Genomic DNA, 26,990 nt, shown 5'->3' with positions numbered 1-26,990 from the left:
AGCGTCGGTACGCTGGGTGGGGAGGTTGGGCTCATGCCGAGACGGTTCTGGATATTGACCGCCGTCGCCGGGAAAGTGTTGTCCGGCGTCGAGGTGGCGCAGATGATGAGATCGATGTCGGCAGGCGTCAGCCCTGCCTTGTCGAGCGCCGCACGCGCAGCCCGCTCGCCGAGCGAAGACGTGGTCTCGTCATCGCTTGCGATATGTCGCTGGCGGATGCCGGTGCGTTGGACAATCCACTCGTCAGACGTATCGACGACATCTTCCAACTCGCGATTGGTCATTACGCGTTTCGGAAGTGCGGCTCCGAACCCGCGAACCACTGAACGGATCATTCTGGTTAAACCTCGTTGCTCATGCGGCTTCCGGCCCCATCGGGGGTAACCGCTTGGCATGATATTTCTTGAGATCGTTTTCTATTTTCTGATTGAGGCCATTCTTGGCCATATCATAGCCGACCTCGATGGCAGCAGCGATGCCGTCTGCATTGGCGCCGCCATGGCTCTTGATGACGATGCCGTTGAGACCAAGGAATACGCCGCCATTGACCTTGCTCGGGTCCATCTTTTCGCGAAGCATGTCGAAGGCGCTCTTGGCAAAGAGATAGCCGATCCTGGCAAGCAGCGTGCGGGACATCGCAGCACGCAGGTATGCGGCAATCTGTTTTGCCGTACCTTCTGCCGCCTTCAAGGCGATATTGCCCGAAAAGCCTTCGGTCACGACGACATCGACGGTGCCTTTCCCGATGTCGTCGCCTTCGACGAAACCGGAATATTCGAGCGAATCGATATTGGCCTCGCGAAGCAGCCGGCCTGCTTCCTTGACTTCTTCCTGGCCTTTCATCTCTTCGACGCCGACGTTCAGCAGGCCGATCGTCGGCCGTTCGAGTTCGAAGAGGGCGCGCGCCATGGCGCCGCCCATCAGGGCGAAGTCCATCAGCTGCTGAGAATCAGCGCCGATCGTCGCGCCAACATCGAGAACGATGCTCTCGCCTCGCAGCGTCGGCCAAATGGCCGCAATCGCCGGGCGCTCGATATTGGCCATCGTGCGCAGACAGAACTTTGCCATGGCCATCAGAGCGCCGGTGTTTCCCGCGGAAACGGCGACATCAGCGTCGCCCGTCTTCACGGCCTCGATCGAGCGCCACATGGTGGAAATATATCGGCCGCGGCGCAGCGCCTGGCTGGGCTTCTCGTCCATGCGAACGGCAAGTTCGCAATCGTGGAAGACGGACTTTTCCCTCACCTTCGGAAACTTGGCGAGAACCGGATCGCACTGCTCTTTCAGTCCAAAAAAGACGAAGGAGATATCCGGGTGCCTTTCCAATGCTTTCGCGGCACCGGGGATGACAACCTGGGGACCAAAGTCGCCACCCATGAGGTCGAGAGATATTCTGATCACGCGTCCCTGATCCTTTTCTTTCGCCTGAGGGGAGCGAAAATTTCGGCCAAAATACCGGTTTTCCTATCGCTTACAACTGAATTGTGTCAAATACCCCACGGGTGTTCAGTCCTTCTGCCAATCCTTGAGTACCCCAAAGGCAGAAGGCTTCTTATCGTTTTCACCCGTATCTTCGATATGGCCGGAGAACTCGACACCCTTCTTGCGGGGATAGGGATCGATCGCCAGCGCGGCGAATTCCATCACCACTTCTCCCGCGTCGATCGTGTCGCCAACGAAGGTGTCAGGCAGGTCCGATCCGTCAGGATCGAGAACCATTTCGCCGGCATCATTGGCCGGGTGCCGGGCGAGTTTCGAATTCTCGGGCACGTAGATCTGCTCGAACTGCTCGTCGATATCGGCAGGTACCGGGTCGAGCGTCACCACGCAGGCCTGAACGATCTTTGCCTGCACCCTGCCCTTCACGCGGACGCCATCCTTCTTCCAGCGATTAATCTGCAGGTCCGCACGCAGATCGTCGACGGACAGTACATCCCAGCGTTGGGCAAGCGCTTTGCGCTCTTTCTCGTCCGCTTTGAGGTGCACTTCGACAGGGTTTGCGGAGATATGGCCGACCTTGACTAGGTAAGAAAATGGAATGTCGTCTTTGCGATGTTTCATTGGGGTCCTCCTTACGCTGCCTGTGGCAGCGTCGCCGAGCCGGTGGCGATCCGCTCCTCGGACTGGGCCGACAGATCGGCTTCGGCGCCAAACATCCAGTTGGCAAGCGCCGTCATGTCGTAAGCGTCGGCGGCTTGTGGATGGATATTGCGGTTAAGGGCTGCGGCAAGGGCCGCGAGGGCGCCGCTGTCGATTGCAGGCGAATAGGATTCGAGACGTCCGTAGAACATGCCGGCAAGCTTCTTCATGCGTTTCGGAACCCCGTTGTCGCTGATGCCGAGTTCGCGGATCGAATGGTCGATATCCTCAAAGAAGGCATCGACGATCTCCTGGGCAATTTCCTGTCCACTGGTTTGGCAGGAGCGTGTGCGGCGGAAGAAGAGGATCATTACCAGCGACAGCATCTCGAAACGGCCCATCACGGTGTCCGGAACATGCATGGTCTCGTAGAATTGCGGCATACGGGCTGCGGCAGTCAGCACCGAATACTGCCGTCCGACGATCGCCTGATTGTTGTTTTTCTTTCGAAAGAGCCCGAAGATCATTGTTTCTTCCGGAAAAGCCTCGTTCTTCACGCGGAGTTGCGTGGGCCGTGTTGCATGATTTCGAAAGCTGGTTTACCGAAGCAGGCGCGAATTGCAATGCCGAAGGTGGCCACTTTCGGGACAGTGCCCTTGTCGGCCCGATCTCGGGGAATTGGGAGTATTCGACCCCGGAAAGGCCACAAAGGTTTTGCATCAGCGGTGATTGCAGGGCCGGAAAGCTGCCTATCGAGACCTCAAGGGAGTAGATGTCGTTGAAGAAACGGTATTTCAAGTCTGACATAAAATTCTTCAGCAGCGCAGCCATCGCCATCATGATTGCCTCAGCAGGCCTCACAGGTTGCCAAACGGGAACAGTGCTTAACGGCGGCTATATTGTCGACGAGCAATCCCTCAATCTCGTTCCGGAAGGCTCGAGCCGCGAACAGGTGCTTCTGTCGCTCGGCACGCCTTCGACGACGGCAACGTTCGACACCGAGGTCTTCTATTACATCTCGCAGAGGCGCACGCGCTCCGTCGCCTTCCAGAAACTGAAGGTCGTCGACCAGAGCGTGCTTGCGATCTACTTCGATAAGGACGGCGTCGTCGCGCGCCGCGCGAATTACACGCTCCAGGACGGCAGGGTCTTCGATACGATTTCGCGCGTGACCCCGACCGGCGGCCGCGAACTGACCTTCCTGCAGCAGGTTCTGGCAGGCGGCGCGGGCGGTGCAGCAAAGAGCCTGTTCGGAACGCCTCCCGGCAACCCCCAGAACCCTGCGAGTATCCGATAAATATCCGCCCCAACAGACACACCCGCCGGATCGCTCCGGCGGGTTTCTTCTTCGATCAGGCCAAGACCGCCAAGAGCAGCAAGGCGACGATGTTTGTGATCTTGATTGCCGGATTGACGGCTGGACCTGCGGTGTCCTTGTAAGGATCGCCGACCGTATCGCCGGTCACGGAGGCCTTGTGTGCGTCCGAGCCCTTCATGTGGCGTACGCCGTCCTTGTCGACGAATCCGTCCTCGAATGACTTCTTCGCGTTGTCCCATGCACCGCCGCCCGATGTCATCGAGATGGCGACGAACAGGCCGTTGATAATGACGCCGAGGAGCGATGCGCCGAGTGCGGCGAAGGCCGAGGCCTTGGAGCCGGAGACCAGCAGAACACCGAAATAAACGACGATCGGAGCTAGGACCGGCAATAGCGAGGGGATGATCATCTCGCGGATTGCGGCCTTGGTCAGAAGGTCGACGGCCTTGCCGTAGTCCGGCTTTTCCGTGCCCTGCATGATGCCCGGCTTTTCCTTGAACTGACGGCGCACTTCCTCGACGATTGCGCCGGCGGCTCGGCCGACAGCCGTCATGGCGATACCGCCGAAGAGGTAGGGAATGAGCCCACCGAAGATCAATCCGGCCACCACGTAGGGGTTGGAGAGATCGAATGAAATCTCCCCTATGCCTGCGAAGTAGGGAAACTTGTCGCCATTTGCCGCAAAATATTTGAGGTCATAGGAATAGGCCGCAAAAAGCACCAGCGCGCCGAGTCCGGCAGAGCCGATCGCGTAGCCTTTTGTCACGGCTTTCGTCGTATTGCCGACGGCGTCGAGCGCGTCCGTCGACTTCCGGACTTCCGGCGGCAGATGGGACATTTCGGCAATGCCGCCGGCGTTGTCGGTCACGGGACCGAAGGCATCGAGTGCAACGATCATACCGGCAAGGCCGAGCATGGCGGTGACGGCGATGCCGGTGCCGAAGAGGCCGGCGAGCTGGTAGGTGCCGATAATACCGGCAACGATGACGATCGCAGGCAGCGCCGTCGATTCCAGCGAGACCGCAAGGCCTTGGATGACGTTGGTGCCGTGGCCGGTCACGGATGCCTGGGCGATCGAATTGACAGGGCGTTTGTTGGTGCCGGTATAATATTCGGTGATGACGACAATGAGCGCCGTAACCAAGAGGCCGACGAGGCCGCAGAAGAAGAGATTGGTACCGGTAACATCCACACCGCCGGCCTGTCCGAGCGACCCCCAGCCCACCGTCAACGATGTCGCAGCGCCTAGGCCGACGATCGAAAGGAGGCCGGTGACGATAAGGCCCTTATAGAGTGCGCCCATGATCGAGCCGTTGGTTCCAAGCTTGACGAAAAAGGTACCGACGATCGAGGTGAGGATGCAGGCGCCGCAGATTGCCAGCGGATAGACCATCGCCGACTGCAGGATCGGTGCCCCGGCAAAGAAGATTGAGGCGAGAACCATGGTTGCGACGACGGAAACGGCATAGGTTTCGAAAAGGTCGGCGGCCATGCCGGCGCAGTCGCCGACATTGTCGCCGACATTATCTGCGATCGTCGCCGGGTTGCGCGGATCGTCTTCCGGAATGCCTGCCTCGACCTTGCCGACGAGATCCCCGCCGACATCGGCGCCCTTGGTGAAGATGCCGCCGCCCAGACGAGCGAAGATCGAAATCAGCGAGGCACCGAAGCCGAGCGCGACGAGCGCATCGATGACTTCGCGCGAACCACTTTCATGGCCGAGCAGGCTGGTCAGGATGAAATAATAGATGGATACGCCGAGCAGTGCCAAACCGGCGACGAGCATGCCGGTGATGGCACCGGATTTGAAGGCGATATCGAGGCCGGCCGAGAGGCTGTGAGATGCGGCCTGCGCCGTGCGGACGTTGGCGCGAACGGAGACGTGCATGCCGATAAAGCCGGCGGCACCGGAAAGCACGGCGCCGATCAGAAAGCCGATGGCGGCCATGCCGGAGAGAAGCAGCCAGGCTGCGATGAAAACAACGATGCCGACAATCGCAATCGTCTTGTACTGGCGCATGAGATAGGCCTGCGCGCCTTCACGGATGTAACCCGCGATTTCCTGCATGCGGCTGTTTCCCTGATCGGCCGCCAGTACCGAGCGGGTTGCCCAGACGGCATAAACCACCGAGAGCAGACCGCATGCAATTACGCACAAAAGAATTATCATTTCGCTCTTTCCTCCAAAAGTGCCAGAGCACTCCCCCCTCCGGCCACGAACGCAGCCGAATCGTCTTCTCTCCACAGAAACGCTCTAGCTTTGCGTGCGGAGATTGCGGGGTGGGAAACACGACGTCAAGACCGCAACGGACGAAAACCCTTGCAGCGCAGCGTAAAGCGCAAAATGGTCCGATAGCGGACGGAAGGCTTACTTCTTCATTTCGCCGCGCACCTGTTTGGCGATGCGGTCGAGCACGGCATTGACGAGCTTCGGCTCGTCATCCTCGAAGAAAGCCTGGGCGATCTCGACATATTCCGTAACGATCACGGCCACCGGCACGTCTTTGCGGTCGAGAAGTTCGAAAACGCCGGCGCGCAAGATCGCGCGCACGGTGCTGTCGAGGCGCGACAAGGCCCAGTCGTCCTGCAGGGCAGAGGCGATCAACGGATCCAGACGAAGCTGCTCGCGCACCACGCCGGAAACGATGGAACGGAACCACGCGGCATCGGCCTTGAGATAGGTCTCGCCGTCGATTTCTTGACCGAGGCGGTGAGCCTCATATTCGGCGACGATTTCCAGAACACCGGTGCCGCCGATATCCATCTGGTAGAGCGCCTGAACAGCAGCCAGACGCGCAGCGCCGCGCTGGTTTGCCGTCTTTATCTGACGCTCCGGATTTTCACTAGTCATTCGTATGCACCCAGTTTCTTCTTCAGCTCGATCATCGTGAGAGCTGCGCGAGCGGCAAAGCCGCCCTTGTCTTTGTCCGAGCGGCGGGCGCGTGCCCATGCCTGCTCATCGTTTTCGACCGTCAGGATGCCGTTGCCGATGGCAAGGGATTCGCTGACGGCGAGATCCATCAATGCGCGGGAGGATTCGTTCGACACGACCTCGAAGTGGTAGGTCTCGCCGCGGATGACCATGCCGAGAGCGACATAGCCGTCATATTGCGTGCCGCCATTGTCGGCGCCGTCAAGCGCCATGGCAATCGCCGGCGGAATCTCCAGGGCTCCTGCAACGGTGACGACATCGTAGCTCGCGCCGGCTTCCTTGAGCGCAAAGGTTGCCCCTTCCAGAAGAGCGTCGGCCATGTCGTCGTAGAAGCGGGCTTCGACGATCAAAATATGGGGAGCGTTATCTCGCGCCATGCATCACCTTCGGTTTCTGAGGACTTTGCCTTTTGGCAGGCCGCGGTCAAAACATGCCTTTCGATGAATGGCAAGCAAATTCGGATCATGGCCGGAAATCTCTGCAAGAGGATAGCAGAAATATACGCCGGCCGTTTGCCATGCACGCTCGCAAGCACCTTGAAAACGGCAAATCGAAGGCAATCGTTATGAACAATTTGTAATGTTATTTCAGGTGTTTAGCTATTGATTCCACGCTGCGGCCGACCCAACTCAACAAGCGTAACGCCGACGATCCCCTGCACGACAGCCGACCGTCATAGCAGATGAAAGGATACCATCATGAACCGCGTTGCTACAATCGCCATCGTTTCCGTCTTGCCCTCCCTCGCGCTTGCCGGCGTCAGCCGTGCGGAAAGCTTTGGCATGAACAGCCCATCGGGCATCGAACAAACGCTCCGTAATTTCCGGGGTAATGACTTCAACGTAAAGCATTTCTACAACTGGCACGACGCAAGCCCCGAAGCATACGGTCCGCGCTCCGCTCCGCCACGCTCGGCCCAGGAAGTGCGCCAGATTCAGGCATCGATCGACGCCAACAAGATGCTGACGCGCAAGCTCGGCAATGACGGAGTCAATGTCCGCAACGTCATCAATGCCGAACAGGCGGCCGATGGCAGCATTACCTTCTATACCGACTGATCGGCGCAGGGCGGCGCAGATCGCTGCGCCGCCCTGCCCGACAATTCTACTGACGCCTATTGAAAACCATCCCGAATTGATGGTCTGTTTGTCCCTGCAAAAGGGGACAAGACATGCCACGGGATATCAAACCGGTTCTCAATATTGCCGACCTGGCGCTGGAGCGGTGGCAACAGGGCTCGCTCTACGAGGGCGCCGACACATCTTTCGGCCGTCTGCTTGGACTCTCCAACCTCGGGATCAGCTACAACGAGGTGCCGCCCGGCAAATCGAGCTGTCCGTTTCACAATCACCATGTCGAGGATGAGCTGTTCTTCGTCATCGAAGGGACGGGCGAATACCGTTTTGGAAGCGAACGTTACCCCATCAGGAAAGGCGACACGCTCGGCGCGCCTGCCGGCGGCAAGGAAACGGCCCATCAGATCCTCAATACCGGCAGCACGACGCTGATCTATCTCGGCATCTCCACGATGGCGAAGACGGAGATCGTCGAATACCCGGATTCCCAAAAATTCCTCGCCAAGACAGATCATCACGTCGGGCGCTTCCGCTTCATCGGGCGCGCGGAGAACGATCTCGACTACTGGGACGGCGAAGCAGGCGCGTGAGACAGGTGGTCAGAAAATATCCAAGATGATCAATGTTCCGACCATCGAAACGAAACGGTTGATTCTGCGGCCGCACCGGCTCGACGATTTCGATGCCTACATACACTTATGGGCAGATGCGGACGTCGTTCGCTATATCAGCGGCGTGCCATCGACACGCGAGCAGACATGGTCCCGCCTCCTAAGGGCGAGTGGCATGTGGCATCATATGGGTTTTGGCTTTCTGATCATCGAGGAAAAGCAAAGCGGGCGGCTGATCGGCGAAGCAGGCTTCCATGAAGCCCGACGTGAGATGTCTCCACCAAGCGAGGAAACACTGGAAACCGGATGGGTGTTGCTGCCTTCCGCACAAGGACGGGGCTATGCGACAGAAGCACTCACGGCGCTGATCGCATGGGCTGACTGTCATTTCCCCGGCAAGGAGATGACCTGTATCGTCAGCCCGGAAAACGCAGCTTCGCTACGGGTGGCGGAAAAGCTCGGCTTCCGCGAGGTGGCGCGTACCGATTATCACGGCGAAATCATTCTGCTTTCGCGGCAGGGAATTCAGCCAGCCTAGCTGCATAGCGCGCCATCGTATCAACCTCGAAATTGACGAAATCACCGGCCTCTCGCTCGCCCCATGTCGTGACTTCCAAAGTATGGCGAATGAGAAGCACATCGAAATCCGTGCCTTCGATGGCGTTGACCGTCAGCGACGTACCATCGAGCGCGAGCGAGCCTTTGGGCGCCACGAATTTCGCAAGATGCTCCGGGGCGCGCAGACGGAAGCGGGTCGCATCGCCTTCCGTAGTCACCGACAGGATTTCTGCCTTGCCGTCGACATGCCCTGAGACGATGTGGCCGCCGAGTTCGTCGCCGATCTTCAGAGGACGCTCGAGATTGACGCGGGTGCCTTCCTTCCAGCTTGCAAGCGTCGTGAGCCTTAAAGCCTCTTCCCAAGCCTCCACCTCGAACCAACGCCCGTTGTTGCCTTCGTCCGGCAGGCCGGTCACCGTCAGGCAGATGCCCGAATGGGAAATCGACGCGCCCATATCGATGGTCTTAGGGTCGTAATTGCTCACGACGCGGAGCTTCACACCCTCGTTCATGGCAGAAACGGATTCAATCATGCCGATATCCGTGACAATTCCGGTGAACATCAAAATTCTCTTTCGTATTCGTCCAGCCGGTCGTCGCCGAACATGAATGTGCCTCTATGGGCAAAACCGGATGGCATATCGGACTTCGTCAAAGGCGATTCAATACCGCCCTCGCCGATGATGATCTGGCCCTGGTAAAGCTGGATTCGATCGACGAGACCGGCGTCGAGGAAAAGCTGTGCCGTCTTCGCACCGCCTTCGACCAGGAGCGAGGATATGCCGCGCGAGGCGAGCGCCGGAAGCAGCACTTCGGGATGGTAAGGATGGCAGTATAGGATTTCAACGCCTGCAGCCCGCAGGGCTTCGGCGCGGGCCTCACCCCCCTTTATCCTGCCGGGCATCTCCCCCACCAGGGGAGGGATCGGCAGGTTGCCGCAGCTCGCGTCTACCGGCACCTCATCAGTGGTGGCGTCGATCCCGGCGGAAGAATGCGGGCGAGCGTTCACCCCATCTATCTCGCCCCACGTGGGAGAGATGTCCGGCAGGATAAAGGGGGCGGCCTCGCCTGCAACGGCAATGGTCGGCACCTCTCGTGCTGAACGCACAAGTTTACTGCCGAGCGGCAAATCAAGCCGCGGATCAAGCACGACACGCACCGGCGACAGCGATTGCAGGCCCGGCACCCGCACCGTGAGTTCCGGGTCGTCGGCGATCGCCGTGCCGATGCCGACGAGGATGGCGTCGGTTTCAGCGCGGAGCGCCTGGACCTGTGCGCGGGCGAGTGGACTGGTGATGGCGATCTGTCCCTCGCCTTTGCGGCCGATCATGCCGTCGGCGGAAACCGCAAGCTTCAGAGTCACATAGGGCCGGTTCTTCGTTTGCCGCGTGAGATAGCCGGCGAGCGAGCGCCTGCCCTCCTCTTCGAGCACGCCGATATCAACCTCGATGCCGGCTTCGCGCAGAAGCGCGATGCCGCGGCCGGAGACACGAGGATCAGGATCGGTCACGCTGATGACGACGCGCGCGACACTGGAGGCAATCAGCGCGTCGGCGCAGGGCGGCGTCTTGCCGTGATGAGAGCAGGGTTCGAGCGTCACATAGGCGGTGGCGCCGCGAGCCAGTTCGCCTGCCTCGGTGAGCGCCTGCGGCTCGGCATGCGGGCGCCCGCCGATCGCCGTCGTGCCGCGGCCGACGATTTCGCCGTCCTTGACGATGACGCAGCCGACGGAAGGATTTGTGGAGGTCTGGCCGAGATGCAGAAGGCCAAGACGGATTGCCTCGGCCATGAAACGCCTGTCATGCGGTCCGGCGCTCAAGGCTCAGGTCTCCAAACTGTCGCGGCTGATCTTGGCGTTGATTTCGGAGATGACCTTTTCGAAATCCTCGGCATGCGAGAAATCCCGATAGACCGAGGCATACCGAACAAAGCCAACGTCATCGAGACTCTTGAGAGCTTCCAGCACTTGAAGGCCGATGGCCTCGGAGCTGATTTCGACTTCGCCGGAGCTTTCGAGGCGGCGGACGATGCCGGAAACAGCCCTTTCGATGCGGTCACGGTCGACCGGACGCTTGCGCAGCGCGATCTCGAAGGACCGCACCAGCTTGTCGCGGTCGAAAGGCACCTTGCGGCCGGTCTTCTTGACGACCATCAGCTCGCGCAGTTGCACGCGCTCGAAGGTCGTGAAGCGGCCGCCGCAATCGGGACAGATCCGTCTGCGGCGGATGGACGTATTGTCCTCCGCCGGACGTGAATCCTTGACCTGGGTGTCTTCCGATCCGCAGAATGGGCAGCGCATGCGCTATCCTTAGCCGATGTAATCGTACATTGGGAAGCGGCCGGTAAGGTCGACCACCTTGCCACGAACGGCTGCTTCGACTGCAGCGTTGCCTTCATCGGAATTGGCGACCTTGAGGCCGTCGAGAACCTCAACTATGAGGTTGCCGATTTCCTTGAATTCCGCTTCCTTGAAGCCGCGCGTCGTGCCTGCCGGAACGCCGAGACGGACGCCGGAGGTGACAAAGGGCTTTTCCGGATCGAACGGAATACCGTTCTTGTTGCAGGTGATGTAGGCGCGCCCGAGCGCTGCTTCGGCGCGCTTTCCGGTCGCGTTCTTCTTCCGAAGATCGACGAGCATCAGGTGGTTGTCGGTACCGCCGGAGACGACATCGAGTCCGCCTGCCATCAGCGTCTCGGCAAGCGCTTTAGCGTTCTTGACGATCTGCGCGGCGTAGTCCTTGAAATCCGGCTGCAGCGCTTCGCCGAAGGCGACGGCCTTGGCGGCGATGATGTGCATCAGCGGACCACCTTGGAGGCCCGGGAAAACAGCCGAGTTGAACTTCTTCGCCAGATCCTCGTCGTTCGTCAGGATGACGCCGCCGCGCGGGCCGCGAAGCGACTTGTGGGTCGTGGTCGTTGCGACGTGGCAGTGCGGGAACGGCGACGGATGCTGGCCGCCGGCAACGAGGCCGGCGATATGAGCCATGTCGACCATGAGATAGGCGCCGACCGAATCGGCAATCTCGCGGAAACGCTTCCAGTCCCAGACACGGGAATAAGCGGTGCCGCCGGCGATGATCAGCTTCGGCTTGTGCTCTTCGGCCTTGCGGGCGACTTCGTCCATGTCGAGCAGGTTGTCGCCTTCGCGAACGCCGTAGGACACGACGTTGAACCACTTGCCGGACATGTTGACTGGCGAACCGTGCGTTAGGTGACCGCCCGAGTTCAGGTCGAGGCCCATAAAGGTATCGCCCGGCTGCAGCAGAGCCAGGAAGACCGCCTGGTTCATCTGCGAGCCGGAATTCGGCTGGACGGTGGCGAAGTTCACGCCGAAGAGCTTCTTGGCGCGTTCGATCGCCAGTTCTTCAGCAATATCGACGAACTGGCAGCCACCGTAGTAGCGCTTGCCCGGATAACCTTCCGCATATTTGTTCGTCATGATGGAGCCCTGGGCTTCCAGCACCGCGCGCGAAACGATGTTCTCCGATGCGATCAATTCGATCTCATGCCGCTGGCGGCCGAGTTCCTTTTCAATCGCGCCGAAGATATCCGGATCGGTGTCGGCAAGCGAGCGATTGAAGAAGGTCTGCGTGGAAGCATTTGTCATGGGCGGGCTCCTCAACTGGAATGCGCGAAGGTATTAGCGTTCCGCCCTGCCGAGAGCAATACGAAGAACGACATTTGCTGGGCAATCTACGCGCAGGAGTGTCGTGGACTTGGCATTGTCGTGGGATGCCCCTCACCCTGATCCTCTCTGCGCCAGCTTGGAGGGGACATGCCTCGCAAAACTTAGAGATTAACCGAAGCGCTGCGACATATCCCCTTCGCCTCGTTTACCGAAAGAAGATCCCGGCAAACGCATGAAGGGCAACCGCTTGCAAAAAATAAAAACCGCGCCTTCCAGCGCGGTTCGCCTTCCAGCGCGGTTTTCTCAATTCAGACGCATGACGCTTACTGAACCGGCTGCTCCATTCCAGCGGTCGTATCGAGAGCAAGCTCGGCGTTGCCGTCCATCTGGTAGATGTCGTCGCGGAACTGCACGAGGCCGTCCGGCATGCCCCAGGCGGAGATGTAGACGAAATAGACCGGGATTTCCTCGGCGAGCGTAATCGGCGTGTTGACCCGGCTGGCAATCACCTGCTCCATCTGCTGGCGCGACCACGGCGGGGTGTCGCGCAGCAACCAAGTCGTCAGGTCGCGGACGTTCTGGACGCGAACGCAGCCGGACGACTCAAAGCGCATCAGCTTGTTGAACAGGCCCTGCTGCGGCGTGTCGTGCATGTACTCGCCGTTCTTGTTATGGAAATTGATCTTCGCCGAGGCCATGGCGTTGATCTTGCCTGGATCCTGACGGAACATCAGGTTCGGCGCCTCGCCATTCCAGTCGATGGTTTCCGGGGCGACTTCGTTGCCTTTGCCATCGATCAGGCGAATGGCGTTCTTCTCGAGATAAGTCGGATCCTTGCGCATCAGCGGCATGATGTCCTTCTCGACGATCGAGCGCGGCGCAGTCCAATAGGGATTGAGGATGACCTCGTAAATCTTCGAGTTGACGATATGCGTCGGGCGGCTGATACGTCCGACGACCGCCGCATGACGTGTCGCCACACTGCCGTCCTCGACCGCCTCGACATAGGCGGCCGGAATATTGACCATGACATGGCGCCGGCCGAGATCTTCCGGGAAGGTCTGCAGGCGGATAAGGTTGGTGTTCAGCTGCTGCAGGCGCACATCAACCGGAATGTTCATCGCCTTCAGCGTGAATTCGCCAATGACGCCGTCTGCCGGAAGGCCATGACGAGCCTGGAAGCGCTTGACCGCACCATCGACATAGGAATCGAAGGCGGACGACATGCCTGCTTCGCGCGGCAGGTCGCCGGTAATGGCAAGGCGCTGGCGCAGGGCCTGAACGGAAGGATCAGTCACGCCGAGCTGGAGACGCAGGCCAGCCGGATTGACCTCAGGCCAACCGCCTGCGGAGGCGATCTGCTGATACTCCATGATCGCCTGCTGGATGCTCGGAACCGATTGCGGGCTGAGGATCGGGGTATTGGAGACGGCGGCACTCGCCGTGCGCGAGGCAGCCTTGGCATCGAACTGATCATCCCACGCGCCGCGGCGCGGTGCGTTGATCAGCGCATCGAGCGCGGACTGCGCAAATGCCGGGGCGGCGATTGCACTGGCGCCGACGGTTGCCGCAGACGCAAGAAAAGCGCGGCGCGAAAGAGCTTCAATTCGGTTTTTCTTCGACATAATCCCAACCACTCAATGCCGCAGCTTGAAAGGAAAACCGCGGGCTTTGCGATTCACTGCGCCACGGCGCAGATCACTACCATTCCGTTTTCCGGCGCATCACAGGTTTCCGCGCCGGGCCATCACAAGATTGCGAGCCGGAAGCGCGGACGACCTTGAACTATCATATGAGAAGCGCCGCTTGCCGTGCATGTCCGCTGTCATACCAATATGGCCAATTCGTGTCGCCGACGGCCAAGAGGCCTACCGATCGTCGGGAGCGGCACGGACGAAACCTATCGATCCATCGTAAACGGTGCTGGTTAATAGCGGCTAAAAAACGGCCTGAATACAGGTGCTGAATACAGGCCGCTGTGCTTGGGTGCGACGCGTTGCAAAGATGACACGCTTGGCCCCGGAACGGCAAAACCGGACGCGCAGGGACGCATCCGGTTTTCTTCGACCTTGGAGGAGGTCTCTTACCTTAGAGCCGGTAAAGGATCTGGTCGTTCCAGAAACGGTCGAGGCGCTGCAGGAGCCTGTTCATCTGGGTGAACTCGTCCGTGCCGATGCCGCCGACCTTGTCGATCGAGGCGATGTGGCGCTCGTAGAGCTTGGCGACTGTTTCGGCGACCTCAGTGCCGGTTTCCGTCAGGCTGATGCGGACGGAGCGGCGGTCGATGCGCGAGCGCTGGTGGTTGATGAAGCCGAGATCGACCAGCTTCTTAACGTTGTAGGACACGTTCGAGCCGAGATAGTAGCCACGCGAGCGCAGCTCGCCGGCGGTCAGCTCGGAATTGCCGATGTTGAAAAGGAGCAGAGCCTGGATGGCGTTGACGTCGCTGCGGCCCTGACGGTCGAACTCGTCCTTGATGACATCCAGAAGGCGGCGGTGAAGACGTTCAACAAGGTGAAGGGATTCCATGTAAAGATCACGGATGTCCTGGTCCTGCTGATCACGGAAGTTCGATACCGCCTGCGGCTTGATTTTCGTATTCATGATGACTGCCTCACTGTTTGTTTGGCGGTGTTGGTTTTCTTCCCGCCTTGAGACAGACCCTATCGAATACAAATAAAATTCTACTTAAACTGCAGGCTTAACAGCACCTTACCGGAAACTCCGCGTTGTATCAGGGTAAATCAACGCTTACTTTGCGGCGCTGGCGGCGTTTTTCCAGCCAGAGCGCCAGGCGGAAAACCAGATAGACCGAGGCCACTGCGCCATGCATCAAAAGGATGAGCCGGTTGGACCCGAAGGTCTGCGGCAGCAGGCCATACATCAGGATTTGTCCGCCTGCGGCGAGCACCCAAACGACCGGGCCCCAGGATACCGTCAGCCAGAGGCCGAGCGAAGCGACGGGGAAGAGGACGGCAAGGCTTGTGGCCGCAACCTTCCACGGCAAGCTCAGAAGATCGAAGCGCCCTGCCCCCACCAGTGAATAGCCAACAAGCATCGCCCAATATTGCAGGCCGAACCAGAAGCAGGAGATCGCGATCAGCCTCAGAAAGAGGATGAACAGGATGTCTATCAGCGTCCGCTTCGGCATCGTCGGAGAATCATTTTCCATGGCGCAGACTTTAGGGTTCCCGTTGCGGCTCCACCAGCGGCTGATCCGCCGCGGCCAATCGCCCGGTTTGGTTTTCCGGTCCGTCATGATAATGAGCGGACCAAGAAATGGAATGGCCAGGAACGAAAGACAATGCAGGACAAGACGCACCTCGTCGACGAGATCACCGGGCACCGCCGCATGCGCCGCAATCGCAAGGCGGACTGGACGCGCCGGCTGGTGCAGGAAAACCGGCTGACGGTGGACGACCTGATATGGCCGGTCTTCGTGATCCCCGGTTCCGGAATCGTGGAACCGATCCCCGCCATGCCCGGCGTCAACCGCATGAGCATCGACAAGCTGGCGGATGCAGCCAGGGAAGCGGCTGACCTCGGCGTCCCGGCAATCGCCACCTTCCCGAACATCGAGATGGCACTCCGTGACGAAACAGGCTCGAACAGCCTGGAGGCCAACAATCTTATCAATCAGGCGACGATCGCCATCAAGAAAGCCGTTGCGAACATCGGCGTGATCACCGACGTGGCTCTCGACCCTTTCACCAGTCACGGCCATGACGGCATCCTCAACGGTGGCGAAATCGTCACCGACGAGACCGTCGATCAGGCCGCGCGCGCCGCCGTCATGCAGGCTGATGCCGGTTCCGATATCATTGCCCCGTCGGAAATGATGGACGGCCGCATCGGCGCGATCCGGCGGGCGCTCGATGCTGCAGGGCACCAGAATGTCGGGATCATGAGCTATGCCACCAAGTTCGCGTCGGCATTCTACGGGCCTTATCGCGAGGCGATCTCAACCGGCGGCCTGCTGAAGGGTGACAAGAAGACCTACTATATCGATCCTTCCAATGGCACCGAGGCTATCCGCGATGCGGCACTCGATGTCGAAGAAGGTGCGGACATGCTGATGGTCAAGCCTGGCCTGCCCTATCTCGACATCTGCTGGCGCATGAAAGAGGCCTTCGGACTTCCGACCTTCGCCTATCAGGTTTCCGGGGAATATACACAGATCAAGGCTGCAGCGATGAATGGCTGGATCGACGGCGAACGGGCGATGCTGGAAACGCTGCTGGCCTTCAAGCGGGCCGGCTGCGACGGGATCCTGACCTATTTCGCGATCGAGGTCGCCAGACTGCTGGCAAAGCGCTGATCTTCACGCATTATTGTATCTTCGGCGGCCGACACCATATCAGTGGCATCGATTTCCAAGGGAGACCGCAGATGAGCCTTAATCCGAACCCGCTTTATGCCGCACCGGAAGACTGGCGCGCCTATAGCGGCACGCTGAGCCGGCGAGTCTTCGCGTTCATTCTCGACTACATCATTGTGCTGCTTCTGTGCATTCCCGCGGCAGTCGTGCTGTTTTTTCTGTCGATTCTGACGCTCGGCCTCGGCTTCTTACTCTATCCGGCGCTCTTCGTGCTGGTTGCCGGCCTTTATTTCGGCTTTACGGTCGGCGGGCCGAGCCAGGCTTCGCCCGGCATGCGGGCGATGGGGATCGCAATCGTGCGCGTCGATGGCCGCCCGATGGATTTCCTTTTGGCGATCGCTCATCTGGCGCTTTTCTGGATCCTTAATTCGCTGTTGACGCCGCTGATTCTGCTTGCTGGTCTTTTTACCGAGCGCAGCCGGCTGATTCACGACCTGCTCGTCGGCACGGTTACCGTTCGCACCGACTGAGGCGGCAAATTAAATCCGCCGCCGGTCTTTGCCGGCCGGCCCGCGGCGCCATATCAAAAAAGAACAGAAAAATTGATAGCGCGGATAGACCAGCCGCGCTGTTGACGTTTTCTATTCTTAGTTCATGCTGTCTTGAAATAGTCAGTGCGAAAGGACATTTCCCCGGCAGATGAATACGCAGGCCTCGCCATCACCGCAGTTTTATCTGACGGCTCCGGCTGCATGTCCGTATTTGCCGCATGAGATGGAGCGTAAGGTCTTCACGCATCTCGTCGGTCCGCGGGCTGCAGAAATGAACGACATCCTGACACAAGGCGGCTTCCGCCGTTCGCAGAACATCGCCTACCGCCCCGCCTGCGAAGCCTGCCGTGCCTGCGTCTCGGTGCGTATCCTCGCGCAGGAGTTCCAGCCGACGAATTCAATGAAACGGGTGCTCGCCCACAACGTCGACGTCGTTGCGACCGAATTTCCGGCGCAGCCTTCCAGCGAGCAGTATTCACTCTTCCGCCGCTATCTCGACGACCGCCATCAGCAAGGCGGCATGTCCGACATGACCGTGCTCGACTATGCGATCATGGTGGAAGATACGCATGTGAACACCAAGATCATCGAATATCGCAAACGCGAGGAAGGTTCGGGCCTGGAGACCCGTCCGCGCGGCGAGCTCCTGGCCGCGGCGCTGACCGACACGATGAGCGACGGCCTTTCCATGGTCTATTCCTATTTCAATCCGGAATATGACAAGCGCTCGCTCGGCACCTTCATGATCCTCGATCAGGTGAAGCGCACGAAGGCGCTCGGCCTTCCCCATGTCTATCTCGGCTACTGGGTTCAGGGATCGCGCAAAATGGATTACAAGACGCGCTTCCAGCCGCAAGAGCACCTGACGCCGCGCGGCTGGGAACGCTTCGATCCCTCCATGATGGCCGAAGGCACGCACGACTAAATGTCCCTTCCTTCCCTTTCCGGTCACCGGAAAGGCCTTGCCCTGACGGCAATCGGTGGCCTGGCCCTTTCCATGGACATTCCGCTCGTGCGACTCGCCGAGGGAAAGATGTGGCCGATCCGCGGCCTTCGCAGCATCACGACGGTTCTGGTGACGCTGCTTATCGTCGCAGCGATCCGCGTGCTGAAAGGAAAATGGCCGATCTTGATCCCGGGACGGCACGGCATCGCTGCGGGACTGCTTTACGGCCTGTCCACACTGACCTTCCTGCTTTCAGTCTTCAACACGGCCACGGCCAACGTCGTCTTCATCGTTGCCTTCAATCCGATGTTCGGCGCGCTGCTTTCGTGGATATTTCTGAAAGAGCGGCCGCCGGTTTCGACCTTGGTGGCGATGGCCGCCATGATCGTCGGCGTCGGGCTGATCGTGCATGACGGAATTTCGAGCGGCCACATCTTCGGCGACGCGATGGCGCTTCTGAGCGCGCTCATCCTCGGCGCGGCAATCACGGTCGGCCGGGCCTCTCGGCGCGACATGGGCTTCGTGCCGCTCCTTGCCGCGATGTTCCCGGCAATCCTCGGCTTTGCCATGGCGCTGCCTGCGGGCGTTTCGATCGATCATCCCGGCTGGATCATCTTCAACGGCGCCATCGTGATGCCCGTTGCCTTCTGGTGTCTGGCAACCGGCCCGCGCTATCTCTCGGCCCCCGAAGTCGGCATGTTCTACCTGCTGGAGACGGTACTTGCCCCGATCTGGGTCTGGTTCATCTTCGCTGAAGTTCCGACGGCGATGACACTCATGGGCGGCGCCATCCTCATTATAGTGATCATGACGCATTCGCTCTGGATGGCACGCGGAGGCGGTGTTCGACAGCGACGATAGTGTTTAGCGAGGACGATATCTTTATCCTTCCCGCTGCATATCTTCATGGGATCATCCGAAACCATCCTTTGATCGACGGCAACAAGCAGACCGGTTACCTCGCTGCGTTCGCCTTCCCATATGTAAACGGCTGTCTCATTGATGCCGACAACGCCAGATCGTTGTCTTCCTCGCCTCCGTCGCCGCCGGCGAAATAGACGACGCGGGCGTGACGCGCTTTCAGCGTATCCTCAGCTCGCTAGCCGGTCCGTCTGTTCCAGCACCCGTTCCAGGCCGTCCATCACATGCTTCCAACCCTGACGGGTCTTTTCTTCGAACGCCCCCCATTCGGCGCACATTTCGTGGGAGAGCGTCAGGCGGCTGCCGGCACCCAGCGGCTCGATGTCGATCTCGACGCGGTCGGGATTGTGGTCGTGCTCCTCCGCCGAGAAGCTGAAGGCCATGTGTCTCGGCCTGCGAAGTTCGAGAAATATGCCGCAGTGGCATGCGTCGCCGGTTGGGCGCCTGTCGATGATCAGAAAGCGGCCGCCGACATGGGGAGCGATTTCGGCGCGGATAACATGGCCATCCTTCGCCGCGAAAAGGAAGCGCCTGGCGATTTGCGGGTTGAGCCATGCGTCGTAGACGACGGAAGGCGGCGCATTATAAGTGTGATCGACATGCAGCTTGATGGTATTGGCAGACATTGATGCTCCTCCGTTTGGGGGCTGCGCTGCGAGCGCAATGCCCAACGGCCATTCCGTCCGTCCTCGGAATGAACCTGTTCCCAATTTTGATAACAGGAATGAAATAGAGGATACGACCCGCTCGCCAAGAGCGGATCGCCAATTTGTTATCGCCTCAGCCGGCAAATTTGCCGCTGCGCGGGAAGCCCTTTGGAACCGTGCGGCCCGCAGAAGCGCGGTCGCCCAACCATTCGGCCAGTTCTTCCTTGTTTTTTGTGAAAGTACGACCTGCGCTGTCTTCCCAGACGAGACCGTCGGCGATCGCGAAACAACGGACGTCGGAAATGCCGCCATCCTTGTATCGCTGCAGACGCACGCCCTTGCCGCGGCCCATCTCCGGAACCTGGGCCAGCGGGAAGACCAGCATCTTGCGGTTCTCGCCGACGACAGCGACGTGATCACCGCTGACGGGCACGATGAGCTTGGTCTCGTCCGGCATCGCAACATTCATGATCTGCTTGCCCTTGCGGGTGTTGGCAGCCATTTCGGATTCCGCCACAATGAAGCCGTTGCCGGCCGTCGAGACGATCAGCTGCTTGCGCGCCGGATCGTGGACGAAGGCCGTCAGCACAGCCTGATCGTTATCCATGTCGACCATGATGCGCAGCGGCTCGCCATGGCCGCGCCCGCCGGGCAGCTTGTCGCCGCCGAGCGTGAAGACCTTGCCGCCGGTGGTGACGACAAGGATCTTGTCCGTCGTCTGTGCCGGGAAGGCTATCTTCAGCGCATCGCCCTCCTTGAAGGTCAGGCTCGCGGTGTCAGCGATGTGGCCCTTCAGCGCACGGATCCAGCCTTTTTCGGAAACGACGACGGTGATCGGTTCCTTCTCGATCATCGCGTGCTGGATGGCTTGTTCGTCGGCTTCGGGCGCCTCGGCGAACTGGGTGCGGCGGCGGCCGATTTCGGTTGCCTTGGCGAACTTCTTCTTCACCTCGCCAATTTCCCAGGCGACCGTCTGCCACTGCTTTTCCTCGGAGGCGAGCAGCGCCTCGATGCCGGTCTTCTCCTTTGTGAGTTCGTCAAACTCGGTTCGGATTTCGAACTCTTCGAGCTTGCGCAAAGAGCGCAGCCGCATGTTGAGGATCGCCTCGACCTGGTTGTCGGTCAGTCCCCAGCGGGCCACCATCACCGGCTTCGGTTCGTCCTCCTCGCGGATGATGCGGATCACCTCGTCGATGTTCAGGTAGGCAATGAGCAAGCCGCCGAGGATTTCGAGGCGTCTGTCGATTGCGGCAAGGCGGAAGCGTGAACGGCGCTGCAGGACCTCGCGGCGGTGATTCAGCCACTCCTTCAGCACCTCGTTCAGCGCCATGACGCGCGGAATGCGGCCCATGGACAGAACGTTCATGTTCAGCGGGAAGCGGCTCTCCAGCTCCGTCAACTTGAACATCGATTCCATCAGGATCGTCGGATCGACGGTACGGCTCTTCGGCACCAGCACGACTCGGACGTCTTCGGCCGACTCGTCGCGTATGTCTTCCAGCAGCGGCAGTTTGCGGGCGATCAGCAGCTCGGCGATCTTTTCGATCAATCGCGACTTCTGTACCTGGAAGGGGATTTCGGTGACGATGATCTGATAGCCGCCGCGACCGAGATCTTCGATCTGCCACTTGGCGCGTACGCGGAAGCCGCCGCGGCCGGTGCGGTAGCTTTCGATGATGCTTTCGCGACCGTCGATGATGATGCCACCGGTCGGAAAATCCGGGCCCGGAATGAACTCGACGAGCTTTTCGACGGTCGCATCCGGATGCTTGATCAAGTGCAGTGCCGCATCGCAAAGCTCATGGGCGTTATGCGAAGGAATGGAAGTCGCCATGCCGACGGCGATGCCGGAGGAGCCGTTCGCGAGCAGGTTCGGGAAAGACCCCGGAAGAACGGTCGGTTCCTCGTCTTCCTCGTTATAGGTCAGGCGGAAATCGACGGCATCCTGCTCGATGCCTTCGAGAAGCAGCGCCGTGACCTCCGTCATGCGAGCTTCGGTATAACGGTAGGCGGCGGCGTTATCACCGTCGATATTGCCGAAGTTTCCCTGCCCGTCGACGAGCGGATAACGCTGGGAGAAATCCTGCGCCAGACGCACCAGCGCATCGTAGACGGACTGGTCTCCATGCGGGTGGAACTTACCAATGACGTCGCCGACAATGCGGGCGCATTTCTTAAAGGCCGCGTTCGGGCGTATGCCCATCTCGCTCATGGCATGAATGATGCGCCGATGAACCGGCTTCAGACCGTCGCGGACGTCTGGAAGCGCGCGGTGCATGATGGTCGAAAGTGCATAGGCCAAGTAACGCTCCTCGAGCGCGGCCTTCAGATCAACCGGGTGAATGCTGTCGTCTCCGCCGGAAGGCGGCAAAATCTCTTGTCCCATGAGCCTTGCCTAGCCCAGAAGGCGATTCACGGCAAGGAATGAGGGGGTGGCCCTGTGGATGACGCGCTGGAACGCCATGAAAAGGTCATCAAGCATCGCCACCAATTTGGACTTTGTTTGCTTTCCCCTTCAACAGAAATTTATACAGCTGCAAATATAAACTGCGTTCGATTCGCAGTAATTTCACTGCAATTTGCAACCACCACCAAAGGACTTACCCATGACCTTTTACCGGACAACCCGGCTGATGCTGTCTGGCGCCGCGTTCCTGTCACTCGCCGGCTCCGCGTTTGCCCTCGACGGGCAGGATCTCCTGAAGAAGCTCAATGCCGCCTATAGCGCCCAAGGCGGAACGATCACTGCCGATGGCGTCGATGTCGACGACACGACGGTGACGCTGAAGAACGCGAGCTTCAAGCCGACCGGCAGCGGGCCCCTCAACATCGGTGACATCACGATGACCGGCGTCGAGGAAGACGAAGACGGCGGTTACTACATCGAGGAAGCAGCCTTTCCCGACATCAACATCACCGAGGACGGGGCGACCGTCAGCGCCTCCGAAATGACGCTCGGCGGCATATCCATTCCTGCTGATGCCAGCGGTGACGGCCTCGACTCCATATTGCTTTACGAAACGGCGCATGTCGGCCCGTTCAAGGTCACCAAGAATGGCAAGGAAGTCTTCTCGCTCGGCGAAACCCAGATGAACCTGTCGCTTCGTGAAGACGAATCCGGCTTCGACTTCGACGGCGCATTCAAGAGCATGAAGGCGGACCTTAGCGATGCTCCGGACCCGCAGGCGAAGGAAGCAATCGAGAAGCTAGCCCTGCAGCACGTCAACGGCGACATCACGATGAAGGGCGCTTGGGATCTCGGCCCCGGCACGATCGACATCTCCGAATTTGCCCTCGACGTGACAAATGTCGGCCGCCTAAACCTTGCCTTCAAGATTTCGGGATACACTCTGCCTTTCATGAAGTCGCTGCAAGAAGCGGCCAAGGCCTCTGAAGCGAACCCGAACAAGGAAGAAGCCCAGCAGGCGCTTGGCCTTGCCATGCTCGGCCTGATGCAGCAACTTTCGTTCAACGGCGCCGAAATCCGCTTCGATGACGCATCGATCACGAAGCGTGCGCTGGAATATGCTGGCTCCAAGCAGAACATCTCGGCACAGCAGATGGCGGATGCGCTGAAGGCTATGGCGCCGATTGCGCTGGCTCAGCTCAACATCCCGGAACTGCAGAACGCGATTTCGGCAGCGGTCAACACCTATCTCGACGACCCGAAAAACTTCGCTGTCAGCGCCGCACCGGCCAAGCCTGTCCCCTTCCCGACCATCATGGGTGCTGCCATGGGCGCTCCGAACACGCTGCCCGGCGTGCTCGGCGTGAAGGTGACGGCGAACCAGTAAGATTTGAACTTCACCAACAAATAAGCCCGGTAACGCACCGGGACCCGGTAACGCACCGGGCTTGTCGCATTGGAAGAACTCAGTCTTTGTTGACCGGCGGGATCGGGCGGATCGCCAGTTCGCGCAGCTGCGCAGGCGTTGCCGACGACGGTGCGCCCATCAGAAGGTCCTGGGCCTGCTGGTTCATCGGGAAGAGCGAGATTTCGCGCAGGTTCTTCGCGCCCGCGAGCAGCATTACGATCCGGTCGATGCCGAAGGCGGCGCCACCATGCGGCGGTGCGCCGTACTGGAAGGCGCGATAGAGACCGCCGAAGCGATCCTCGACGTCCGCCTGGCTGAGCCCCACCTTTTCGAAGGCCTGGACCATCAGTTCCGGCGACTGGTTACGGATCGAGCCCGAAGCGATCTCGAAGCCATTGCAGACGGCGTCGTACTGGAAGGCCTTGATCGTCAGCGGATCCTGGTTCTGCAGCGCCTCCAAGCCGCCCTGCGGCATGGAGAAGGGGTTGTGCGCGAAGTCGACCTTCTTCTCGTCCTCGTTCCATTCGAAGAACGGGAAGTCGACGATCCAGCAGAGTTCGAAACGGTCGCGGTCGATGAGGTTCAGCTCGTCGCCAGCGCGGTTGCGCGCTTCGCCTGCGAACTTGTAGAACTTGTCGGGCTCGCCGGCGACGAAGAAACAGGCATCGCCGTCATCGAGGCCGAGCTGGGTGCGGATCGCATCCGTGCGCTCTTCGCCGATGTTCTTGGCGAGCGGACCGGCTCCTTCGAGCTTTTCGCCTTCCTTGCGCCAGAAGATGTAGCCGAGGCCGGGCTGGCCCTGGCTCTGCGCCCAAGCGTTCATGCGGTCGCAGAAGGCGCGGGAGCCGCCGGTCTTTGCCGGGATCGCCCAGACTTGGACCTTCGGGTTGGACGCGATCATGTTCGCGAAGACCTTGAAGCCGGAGCCGGCGAAGTGTTCGGTCACGGCCTCCATGACGATCGGGTTGCGCAGGTCCGGCTTATCGGAGCCGTATTTGCGAATTGCCTCGTCATAAGGAATGCGTGGCCATTCCTTCGTCACCGGCTTACCTTCGGCAAACTCCTCGAACACTTTGGTCATCAGCGGACCCGTGGCGTTCCAGACGTCTTCCTGGGTCACGAAGCTCATTTCGAGGTCGAGCTGATAAAACTCGCCAGGCAGGCGGTCGGCTCGCGGGTCTTCATCACGGAAGCAGGGCGCGATCTGGAAATAGCGGTCGAAACCGGCAACCATCAAAAGCTGCTTGTACAGCTGCGGCGCCTGCGGCAGAGCGTAGAAGGTGCCGGGATGGATGCGGCTCGGCACGAGGAAGTCACGCGCCCCTTCTGGCGAGGAGGCCGTCAGGATCGGCGTCGAATATTCGGTGAAGCCGATATTGCCCATTTCACGGCGCATGGCAGAGATGATCTGCGTGCGCTTGACGATGTTCTTGTGCAGCGTCTCGCGGCGAAGGTCGAGGAAGCGGTATTTGAGGCGGACGTCTTCCGGATAATCCGGCTCGCCGAAGACCGGCAGCGGCAGTTCCTTGGCGGCGGAGAGGATTTCGATCTCCTGGGCGTAGAGCTCGATCTCGCCGGTCGCCATCGCCTTGTTGACGGTGTCTTCAGTACGCGCCTTCACGAGGCCGTCGATGCGGATGACCCATTCGCCGCGAACGGTTTCAGCGATCTTGAAAGCCGGCGAATCCGGATCGGCAACAACCTGGGTGATGCCGTAATGGTCGCGAAGGTCGATGAAAAGAACGCCTCCATGGTCGCGAACGCGGTGGACCCAGCCGGAAATCCGGACATTCGAGCCAACATCCGACTTCCGGAGGGCTGCACATGTGTGGCTGCGGTAGCGATGCATAATGTCTAATCCTGGTATTTTGGCTTGAGACGGCAGCAAGGGGCTCGAATGGCTCTCCGGTGCCGACAAGAAAATCGGGCGGAAAAGCGCATGGACGGTCTGATTTGTCAAGGCTTGGGCCGCATTGAGCACCACTTTGACGCGGTTTATTCGGGCGCGTCATGCAAGGCAACTGCGGCAGTTTGGCCCTCACTTCCTTATTGATGAAAGGCGCAGTCAACTTTAAAGATGGCGCCATTGTTGTTGCCGGAGCGCCAGATGCCCCTACTCACCCGCCGCAATCTGTTGAAGGCGTCCGCCGTCGCCGGCGCCTACAGTGCCGGCATGGGCATTGCCGGCAAGTTCGGCTTTGCCGGCTCGGCGCCCGGACCGCAGGTGCTGAGGCCGGGGAACACAGAGGCTTCGTTTACCGCTGCCGGCCCGACGAGGGAATTCATGCCCTGGGGCGACGGCGGCCCGCCGCCGGTGCTTCGCATGACCCGCGGCAGGCCCTATGCCGCACGCCTGACCAATGCTCTCGACGAGCCGACGACGATCCACTGGCACGGCCTTCGCATCGACAACAGGATGGACGGCGTGCCCTTCATGACGCAGCCCTACGTCTATACGGGTGACAGCTTTGACTACGCCTTCACGCCGCCGGATGCCGGCACCTTCTGGTATCACCCGCATTGCAACACGCTGACCCAGATGAGCCGTGGCATGACCGGCGTGATCGTCGTCGAGGATCCTGCCGATCCGACTTTCGATGCCGAGATCGTGCTCAACATGCGCGACTGGCGGCTTGGCGGAGATGGGCAATTCATCGCTCCGTTTCGTCCGCGCGACGCGGCAAAGACCGGCACCCATGGAACGGTGCGCACGGCGAACTGGCAGCAGGAGCCGCAATATGATGCGCCGGCCGGCGGCCTTGTCCGCCTGCGCATCGCAGTGACGGATGTTACCCGCGTCTTCTCGCTGCGGATGGAAGGCGCCAAGGCGACGGTCATCGCCATCGACGGCAATCCGGTGCCGCAGCGCTTTGCGCTTGACTTGCTCCAGATCGGTCCCGGGCAGCGGCTGGACCTTGCCGTGCGGATGCCGGACAGCGAAGGCGGTATAGCGATACTGGAGGATATCCGGGGGACCGGGCCCAAAACGATCGCGAGCCTGCGCGCCGTCGGTCAGTCGCTGAAACGCAACGCGGGCGACCTTGCCCCGCTTGCCGCCAATCCGGTCCCGCAGGCCGATCTTACCGCCGCCGAGAAGATACCACTGGTGCTCAGCGCCACGGCGCAAAACGCCTCCGTCGACAGCATATGCGGCACACTCGGTTACAGTTTCTGGGCGATCAACAGGCTGCCGTGGCCGGGCGATATTGCCGATCCGACCGCCCCGCTTGCCGAACTGAAGCTTGGCAAGAGCTACATCTTCCAGCTCGAGAACGTGACGCCGCACCTGCATCCGATCCATCTGCACGGCATGAGCTTCACGGTCGTTTCGTCCTCGACACGCGAGGTGATGCCGCTCGTTTCCGACACCTATCTCGTCCAGCCCGATGAGAAGGTCCAGCTTGCCCTCGTCGCCGACAACCCGGGCAACTGGGTGCTTCATTGCCATATCATCGAGCACCAGAAGACGGGAATGACGAGTTATGTGCGGGTTGTTTGAGGTAGGATAAAGTCCTCGTCCGCCTGCCGCACCTTCTTCCGGCTTTAACCGGGAAAAGGTGATATGCCGCAACCCCTCCATCCTTCTCAGC

General features: G+C 60.0%; 25 protein-coding genes and 2 pseudogenes. 10 read left to right on the top strand and 17 right to left on the bottom strand.

Translation table 11 applies throughout. The annotated features are described in order from the left end of the window. The 4 genes and pseudogenes from C9413_RS05670 to C9413_RS05655 form a co-directional block, all read right to left on the bottom strand. Nucleotides 1-335: pseudogene (locus C9413_RS05670) on the bottom strand (3-oxoacyl-ACP synthase); the annotation flags it as partial. A 19-nt stretch (nt 336-354) separates the two neighbouring features. Continuing rightward, complete coding sequence (plsX, locus tag C9413_RS05665) at nt 355-1,401, bottom strand: phosphate acyltransferase PlsX (RefSeq protein WP_039844515.1); 1,047 nt, start codon at nt 1,399-1,401, stop codon at nt 355-357. 105 nt (nt 1,402-1,506) lie between these two features. Next, a complete protein-coding gene (locus C9413_RS05660) occupies nt 1,507-2,061 on the bottom strand; it encodes a DUF177 domain-containing protein (RefSeq protein WP_039844514.1) in 555 nt (184 codons plus the stop codon). Nucleotides 2,062-2,072: 11 nt separating this feature from the next. After that, nucleotides 2,073-2,662, bottom strand: a pseudogene (locus tag C9413_RS05655) (ubiquinol-cytochrome C chaperone family protein). Nucleotides 2,663-2,851: 189 nt separating this feature from the next. Here C9413_RS05655 and C9413_RS05650 point away from each other — a divergent pair. Beyond that, nucleotides 2,852-3,376: an outer membrane protein assembly factor BamE gene (locus C9413_RS05650; protein ID WP_170250261.1), complete on the top strand. Its 525-nt coding sequence runs from the start codon at nt 2,852-2,854 to the stop codon at nt 3,374-3,376. A gap of 55 nt (nt 3,377-3,431) precedes the next feature. Here C9413_RS05650 and C9413_RS05645 read toward each other — a convergent pair whose 3' ends face one another. The 3 genes from C9413_RS05645 to ribH form a co-directional block, all read right to left on the bottom strand. Then, a complete protein-coding gene (locus C9413_RS05645; RefSeq protein ID WP_039844511.1) occupies nt 3,432-5,567 on the bottom strand; it encodes a sodium-translocating pyrophosphatase in 2,136 nt (711 codons plus the stop codon). 198 nt (nt 5,568-5,765) lie between these two features. Then, complete coding sequence (nusB, locus tag C9413_RS05640; protein WP_039844510.1) at nt 5,766-6,248, bottom strand: transcription antitermination factor NusB; 483 nt, start codon at nt 6,246-6,248, stop codon at nt 5,766-5,768. Then, complete coding sequence (ribH, locus tag C9413_RS05635; protein ID WP_039844509.1) at nt 6,245-6,706, bottom strand: 6,7-dimethyl-8-ribityllumazine synthase; 462 nt, start codon at nt 6,704-6,706, stop codon at nt 6,245-6,247. The genes nusB and ribH overlap by 4 nt, the downstream gene beginning before the upstream one ends. A gap of 321 nt (nt 6,707-7,027) precedes the next feature. Here ribH and C9413_RS05630 point away from each other — a divergent pair, with 321 nt between their 5' ends. From C9413_RS05630 to C9413_RS05620, 3 genes are all read left to right on the top strand, one after another. Beyond that, nucleotides 7,028-7,387: a hypothetical protein gene (locus C9413_RS05630; protein WP_039844508.1), complete on the top strand. Its 360-nt coding sequence runs from the start codon at nt 7,028-7,030 to the stop codon at nt 7,385-7,387. 113 nt (nt 7,388-7,500) lie between these two features. After that, nucleotides 7,501-7,995 (top strand): cupin domain-containing protein, encoded by a 495-nt coding sequence (locus C9413_RS05625; RefSeq protein ID WP_039844507.1) that lies wholly within the window; start codon nt 7,501-7,503, stop codon nt 7,993-7,995. Nucleotides 7,996-8,020: 25 nt separating this feature from the next. Beyond that, the gene (locus C9413_RS05620; protein ID WP_170250260.1) at nt 8,021-8,554 is read left to right on the top strand and encodes a GNAT family N-acetyltransferase; all 534 of its coding nucleotides are present in this window, start codon (nt 8,021-8,023) and stop codon (nt 8,552-8,554) included. Here the strand turns inward: C9413_RS05620 and C9413_RS05615 are convergent. The 7 genes from C9413_RS05615 to C9413_RS05585 all read right to left on the bottom strand — a co-directional run bounded on the left by C9413_RS05615 (nt 8,517) and on the right by C9413_RS05585 (nt 15,374). Further along, nucleotides 8,517-9,137 (bottom strand): riboflavin synthase, encoded by a 621-nt coding sequence (locus tag C9413_RS05615; RefSeq protein ID WP_170250259.1) that lies wholly within the window; start codon nt 9,135-9,137, stop codon nt 8,517-8,519. The genes C9413_RS05620 and C9413_RS05615 overlap by 38 nt on opposite strands. Then, nucleotides 9,137-10,393, bottom strand: a complete 1,257-nt coding sequence (gene ribD / locus C9413_RS05610; protein ID WP_039844504.1) for a bifunctional diaminohydroxyphosphoribosylaminopyrimidine deaminase/5-amino-6-(5-phosphoribosylamino)uracil reductase RibD — start codon at nt 10,391-10,393, stop codon at nt 9,137-9,139. The genes C9413_RS05615 and ribD overlap by 1 nt, the downstream gene beginning before the upstream one ends. Before the next feature lie 3 nt (nt 10,394-10,396). Further along, a complete protein-coding gene (gene nrdR, locus C9413_RS05605) occupies nt 10,397-10,873 on the bottom strand; it encodes a transcriptional regulator NrdR (RefSeq protein ID WP_039844503.1) in 477 nt (158 codons plus the stop codon). Nucleotides 10,874-10,882: 9 nt separating this feature from the next. Then, complete coding sequence (gene glyA / locus C9413_RS05600; protein ID WP_170250258.1) at nt 10,883-12,181, bottom strand: serine hydroxymethyltransferase; 1,299 nt, start codon at nt 12,179-12,181, stop codon at nt 10,883-10,885. 344 nt (nt 12,182-12,525) lie between these two features. Continuing rightward, the gene (locus tag C9413_RS05595; RefSeq protein ID WP_039844501.1) at nt 12,526-13,827 is read right to left on the bottom strand and encodes a L,D-transpeptidase family protein; all 1,302 of its coding nucleotides are present in this window, start codon (nt 13,825-13,827) and stop codon (nt 12,526-12,528) included. A 463-nt stretch (nt 13,828-14,290) separates the two neighbouring features. Then, a complete protein-coding gene (locus tag C9413_RS05590) occupies nt 14,291-14,806 on the bottom strand; it encodes a MarR family winged helix-turn-helix transcriptional regulator (protein ID WP_039844500.1) in 516 nt (171 codons plus the stop codon). 130 nt (nt 14,807-14,936) lie between these two features. After that, nucleotides 14,937-15,374: a DUF6163 family protein gene (locus C9413_RS05585; protein WP_039846705.1), complete on the bottom strand. Its 438-nt coding sequence runs from the start codon at nt 15,372-15,374 to the stop codon at nt 14,937-14,939. Between the two features lie 132 nt (nt 15,375-15,506). Here C9413_RS05585 and hemB point away from each other — a divergent pair, with 132 nt between their 5' ends. The 4 genes from hemB (at nt 15,507) to C9413_RS05565 (ending at nt 18,878) form a co-directional block, all read left to right on the top strand. Further along, nucleotides 15,507-16,520: a porphobilinogen synthase gene (hemB, locus tag C9413_RS05580; protein WP_170250257.1), complete on the top strand. Its 1,014-nt coding sequence runs from the start codon at nt 15,507-15,509 to the stop codon at nt 16,518-16,520. A gap of 71 nt (nt 16,521-16,591) precedes the next feature. Next, nucleotides 16,592-17,050, top strand: a complete 459-nt coding sequence (locus tag C9413_RS05575; protein WP_039844498.1) for an RDD family protein — start codon at nt 16,592-16,594, stop codon at nt 17,048-17,050. Nucleotides 17,051-17,219: 169 nt separating this feature from the next. Beyond that, nucleotides 17,220-17,996, top strand: coding sequence for an arginyltransferase (locus C9413_RS05570; RefSeq protein ID WP_170250256.1), 777 nt, complete (start codon nt 17,220-17,222; stop codon nt 17,994-17,996). Next, a complete protein-coding gene (locus C9413_RS05565) occupies nt 17,997-18,878 on the top strand; it encodes a DMT family transporter (protein WP_170250255.1) in 882 nt (293 codons plus the stop codon). 230 nt (nt 18,879-19,108) lie between these two features. On the opposite strand, the gene C9413_RS05555 is transcribed toward C9413_RS05565, so the two are convergent. Both C9413_RS05555 and parC read right to left on the bottom strand, forming a co-directional pair. Further along, complete coding sequence (locus tag C9413_RS05555) at nt 19,109-19,564, bottom strand: SRPBCC domain-containing protein (RefSeq protein WP_039844495.1); 456 nt, start codon at nt 19,562-19,564, stop codon at nt 19,109-19,111. Nucleotides 19,565-19,718: 154 nt separating this feature from the next. Next, the gene (parC, locus tag C9413_RS05550) at nt 19,719-21,971 is read right to left on the bottom strand and encodes a DNA topoisomerase IV subunit A (RefSeq protein WP_039844494.1); all 2,253 of its coding nucleotides are present in this window, start codon (nt 21,969-21,971) and stop codon (nt 19,719-19,721) included. A gap of 220 nt (nt 21,972-22,191) precedes the next feature. On the opposite strand from parC, the gene C9413_RS05545 reads away from it, so the two are divergent. Continuing rightward, the gene (locus C9413_RS05545; RefSeq protein ID WP_039844493.1) at nt 22,192-23,379 is read left to right on the top strand and encodes a membrane protein; all 1,188 of its coding nucleotides are present in this window, start codon (nt 22,192-22,194) and stop codon (nt 23,377-23,379) included. Nucleotides 23,380-23,458: 79 nt separating this feature from the next. Here the strand turns inward: C9413_RS05545 and aspS are convergent, their stop codons facing one another. Next, nucleotides 23,459-25,249 (bottom strand): aspartate--tRNA ligase, encoded by a 1,791-nt coding sequence (gene aspS / locus C9413_RS05540; protein WP_039844492.1) that lies wholly within the window; start codon nt 25,247-25,249, stop codon nt 23,459-23,461. A gap of 258 nt (nt 25,250-25,507) precedes the next feature. Here aspS and C9413_RS05535 point away from each other — a divergent pair, with 258 nt between their 5' ends. After that, nucleotides 25,508-26,899, top strand: coding sequence for a multicopper oxidase family protein (locus C9413_RS05535; protein ID WP_170250254.1), 1,392 nt, complete (start codon nt 25,508-25,510; stop codon nt 26,897-26,899). The last annotated feature ends 91 nt before the right edge of the window (nt 26,900-26,990 follow it).

The sequence above is a fragment of the Rhizobium sp. SEMIA 4085 genome, from assembly GCF_013004495.1.
GTDB classification, from domain to species: Bacteria; Pseudomonadota; Alphaproteobacteria; order Rhizobiales; family Rhizobiaceae; genus Rhizobium; species Rhizobium gallicum.
Note: the sequence above shows the minus strand (reverse complement) of the source record. Positions and strands in the feature narration are given on the sequence as shown.